Genomic DNA, 4,465 nt, shown 5'->3' with positions numbered 1-4,465 from the left:
CGAGCCGGGCCGCAGCGGCGCGACCGCGACGCGGTCCGCGGCAGCGCCCGGCACCCTTCCCACGCCCCGGCCGGCCCGTCCGGTGCGGACGCTCCACCACGACACGGGGGAGCGGCCCTTCATCGTCATCTGGGAGGTCACGCGGGCGTGCGCGCTCGCCTGCCTGCACTGCCGGGCGGACGCGATCCCGCGGCGCGACCCCCGCGAGCTCGACACCGCGGCGGGCCGTGCGCTCCTGGAGCAGGTGGCGGCGTTCGGCCGGCCGTACCCCCTCGTGGTCCTCACGGGCGGCGACCCGTTCGAGCGCCCGGACCTGACCGACCTCGTCGCGTACGGCACCTCGCTGGGGCTGAGCGTGTCCGTGTCCCCGTCGGTGACCCCGCGGCTGACCCCCGAGGTGCTCGGCCGGCTCGCGGACGCCGGTGCGCGGGCGGTATCGGTCTCCCTCGACGGCGCCACGGCCGCCACGCACGACGCCTTCCGGGGCATCCCCGGCGTCTACGCGGCCACGGTGGACGCCCTGGCAGCGGTCAAGGACGCCGGCCTGCGGCTCCAGGTGAACACGACGGTCACGGCCGGGAACGTCCGCGAGCTGCCGGACGTGCTCCGCCTGGTCCTCGACGCCGGCGCCTCGCTGTGGAGCGTCTTCTTCCTGGTGCCCACCGGCCGCGGCGACCGTCTGGGTCCCCTGACGGCCACCCGGACCGAGGAGGTCCTGCACTGGCTGCACGACGTCTCCGACATCGTCCCGGTGAAGGCGACGGAGGCCGCGCACTACCGCCGGCTGGCCATGCAGCGGGCCGGTCTGGACGACGTCGACGCGGTGTTCCCGCCGGGCCCGCTGCGGACCTGGTTGCGTGCCCGGACGGCCGAGGTGCTCGCCGGCGCCACCGTGCGGCGCCGTCCGCCGCGCGCGCCGATGGACGTCGGCTCCGGGCGGGGGTTCGTCTTCGTGGACCACCTCGGGGACGTCTACCCCAGCGGCTTCCTGCCGCAGCACGCCGGCTCGGTCCGCACGACCCCGCTCGACGTCGTCTACCGCGAGTCGCCGCTGCTGCGCCGGCTGCGCGACCCGGGCGCCCTCGGCGGCCGGTGCGGGCGCTGCGAGTTCCGCGACGTCTGCGGCGGCTCGAGGTCGCAGGCCCACGCCGCGTCCGGTGACGCATCCGCCGAGGATCCGACATGCTCGTGGCAGCCGACCGGCCGACCGGCCGGTCCCGGTGCGCCGCCCCGCTCACCCGAGGGAGAACGATGACGTCCACCGCACAGCCCGTCGCGACGGGGGAGGAGCGCGCCCGACGGCGCGTGCTCGTCCTGTCGACAGTGGGCTTCACGCTCATGTTCGCCGTCTGGCTGATGTAGCTGGCGGCGACCGCGATCCTCAACGGCGCGCTGTGGCGGCTGCCGGCCGGCCTCCTCGCCGACCGGTTCGGCGGCCGCAAGGTCTTCATCGCGATGCTCGTCGCGACGGCGGTCCCGACGTTCCTCGTCTCCCAGGCCGACAGCTTCGCGCTCCTGCTCGTGCTGGCGTTCCTCGCGGGGTTCGCGGGCAACGCGTTCAGCGTGGGCATCGCCTGGAACTCGGCCTGGTTCCCGCGCGAGCGGCAGGGCTTCGCCCTCGGTGTGTTCGGGGCGGGCAACGTCGGAGCGTCCGTCACCAAGCTCATCGGTCCGACGCTCATCGTCGCCGTCCCGTCGCTGACGATCGCCGGGCTCTCCTTCGGCGGCTGGCGGTTCGTGCCCCTGATCTACGCGGTCCTGCTGCTCTCGATGGCGGCGGCCGTGTGGCTGCTCACGCCGCGCCAGGACCGGACCCCGGGCAAGGGCCGCCCCCTGCGGGAGATGCTCCGGCCGCTGCGCGAGGTCCGCGTGTGGCGCTTCAGCCTCTACTACGTCGTCGTGTTCGGCGCCTACGTCGCGCTGTCCGCCTGGCTGCCCAAGTACTACGTGGACGTCTTCGACGTGCCGCTGGCGACGGCGGCCCTGCTGACCGCGCTCTTCATCTTCCCCGCGAGCCTCCTGCGGCCCCTCGGAGGTCACCTGGCCGACCGGTTCGGGGCCCGGGTCGTCATGTACGCGACGTTCGGCGTGATGCTCGTCGCGTCGGGGATCCTGATGATGCCGTACGGCTACATCGTCATCCGCGTCGCGGAGACCGTGGAGCCGAGCGGGGCGCGGGAGGTCCTGCCGTACCAGCTCAACGTGGTGACGTTCACGGCACTGGTGTTCCTCGTCGGCGTCGCGATGGGCGTCGGCAAGGCGGCCGTCTTCAAGCACATCCCGGAGTACTTCCCGAACGACGTCGGCGCCGTCGGCGGGCTCGTGGGCACGCTCGGCGCGCTGGGCGGGTTCTTCCTGCCGCCGATGTTCGCCTACCTCCAGTCGTGGACCGGGATGCCCCAGTCGACGTTCTTCGTGATCTTCGTGCTGACGCTCGTCAGCGCCGTGTGGATGCACCTGACGATCCACCGGATGCTGCACCGCCGGTCGCCCGAGCTGAGCGGGAGCATCGAGCTGCCGGCGGGGGAGACGGACACCGCACCGTCGGCGCGGGAGACGGACGCTGTGCTCCGGGAGTCGGCCGCGCGCCCGTGAGCACCGGACGGCGGCACCGCCCGGGGTAGGACCTAGGTCCCGCCCCGGGCGGTTGTCTTTTCCTAGCGTTGCGGGTGTGAAAAAGAGGTCGGTGCCCACGGTCCGGACCAGGGTGGCCGTGCTGCTCCTCGGGGGTGCGGCCCTGCTCGCCGGTCTGGACGGAGGTCTCCTCCTGCTCGGGCTGCCCGCCCCGCTCAGCACCGACCGGCTCCCGCAGGTCCACGGCCCCCTGCTCGTGCTCGGGTTCGTCGGGACGCTCGTGGCCCTGGAGCGCGCGGTGGCGCTGCGGCACCGCGCCGCGGTCCTGCCGCCCGCGCTGCTGGGAGCGGGCGGGCTCTCGCTCGTCGTCGACGCGGTACCTCTCGGGGTGGGCCAGGCGATGCTCGCCGCCGGGTGCCTCGCCGCCCTCGTCGTCGAGGTGCTCCTGTGGCGCCGACGCCCGTGCGCCGCCATGGCCGTCGAGGTCCTCGGCGCGACCGCGGGCCTCGCCGCCGCCGTCCTGTGGTGGGCGGGCGTGCCGGTCCCGACCCTCGTGCCGTGGCTCGCGGCCTTCCTCGTCCTCGTCATCGCGGCCGAGCGCGAGGAGCTGGGCCGGGTGGGGCGGCCGGCGACCGGCCGGCTCGGCGTGCCGCTCGCCGTCGGCGTCCTGGGAGGCGTCGTCGCGGCGACGCTGTGGCCCGGGCCCGGCCACGTGCTCCTGGGGGCCGCGCTCCTGGCCCTGGTCACCCGGCTCGTCGTCGTCGACGTGGCGCGACGCACGGTGCGCTCGACCGGCCTGCCGCGGTACGTCGCGGTCTGCCTGCTGTGCGGGTACGCGTGGCTCGCCGTGGCCGGGGCGGGTTGGTTGCTCGGCGGTGCGGTGGTGGAGGGGCCGGTCTACGACGCCGTGGTGCACGCCGTCTTCCTCGGCTTCGTCATCACGATGATCATGGCGCACGCGCCGGTGATCCTGCCCGCCGTGCTGCGCCGACCGGTCCCGTACACCGCCCGCCTCTACGTCCCCGTGGCCGTCCTGCAGGGGGCCCTCCTGCTGCGCGTGGTCGGCGGCGACGCGCACGGGCAGGCCTGGGCGCTCCGGGCGGGGGGTGCGCTCGGGGTCCTGGGGGTGCTGCTCCTGCCCGTCGTCGTCGGCACCGCGATGCGAGCCCGGCGGCCCGAGCGTGCGGGGCCCGCTGCGGGCGACCGGCCGCCACCGCACGCCACCCCGTCCGTCAAGCCCGACACGACCGTCACGACCGATCCGTCCACCCTCGAGGAGGCCGTCCGATGAGGGCCCGCTGGCACGTCCGCGTCAACCTGCTGGTGGTCGCGTGGCTCGTGGCCGCCGCGGTGGTGGCCGGGGGGCACCGGTGGTTCCCGGCCGCGGGGTGGCTCATGGTCCACCTCCTCCTGCTCGGGGCGGTGAGCACCGCGATCCTCATCTGGTCCGCGCACTTCGCCGAGGCCGTCCGGCGACGGCCCCTGCACGGCGGCCACCGGGGGCAGGCCCTGCGCCTGGGGCTGCACACGAGCGGTGCCGTGGCGGTCATGACCGGCCTGCTGCAGGGCTGGTGGCCCGTCGTCGTGGCGGGCGCCGTGCTCGTGGGGGCGGGGGCGCTCTGGCACGCGCTCGTCCTCGTCGACGTCAGCCGCCGCGGCCTCGGGGTGCGGCTCGGCTGGACGAGCTGGTACTTCGTCGTCTCGGCCGGGTTCCTCCCGGTCGGCGCCACGCTGGGGACCGTCCTGGCCCGCGAGGACACCGCCGGTGCCCTCGCGGCGCGGGCCTACGTGGCCCACGTCGTCGTCATGCTGCTCGGCTGGGTCGGGGTGACCGTGCTGGGCACCCTCGTCACCCTGTGGCCGACGATGCTGCGCGTCACCGTCACGGACG

3 protein-coding genes and 1 pseudogene are annotated in these 4,465 nt (G+C 75.1%); all 4 read left to right on the top strand.

Going from position 1 to position 4,465, the window contains the following annotated elements:
- The first annotated feature begins 82 nt into the window (after positions 1 to 82).
- Complete coding sequence (locus N866_RS16680; RefSeq protein ID WP_052023184.1) at positions 83 to 1,255, top strand: TIGR04053 family radical SAM/SPASM domain-containing protein; 1,173 nt, start codon at positions 83 to 85, stop codon at positions 1,253 to 1,255.
- Between the two features lie 107 nt (positions 1,256 to 1,362).
- Positions 1,363 to 2,595, top strand: a complete 1,233-nt coding sequence (locus N866_RS16675) for an MFS transporter (protein WP_342668443.1) — start codon at positions 1,363 to 1,365, stop codon at positions 2,593 to 2,595.
- A 112-nt stretch (positions 2,596 to 2,707) separates the two neighbouring features.
- A complete protein-coding gene (locus N866_RS16670; RefSeq protein ID WP_216699473.1) occupies positions 2,708 to 3,865 on the top strand; it encodes a hypothetical protein in 1,158 nt (385 codons plus the stop codon).
- A pseudogene (locus tag N866_RS16665) lies at positions 3,862 to 4,465 on the top strand (multicopper oxidase domain-containing protein); the annotation flags it as partial. The gene N866_RS16670 and the pseudogene N866_RS16665, both read left to right, overlap by 4 nt.

Source organism: Actinotalea ferrariae CF5-4, from assembly GCF_000603945.1.
GTDB lineage: Bacteria > Actinomycetota > Actinomycetes > Actinomycetales > Cellulomonadaceae > Actinotalea > Actinotalea ferrariae.
The sequence above is the reverse complement of the archived record's forward strand: the minus strand, read 5'-3'. Positions and strand labels throughout refer to the sequence as shown.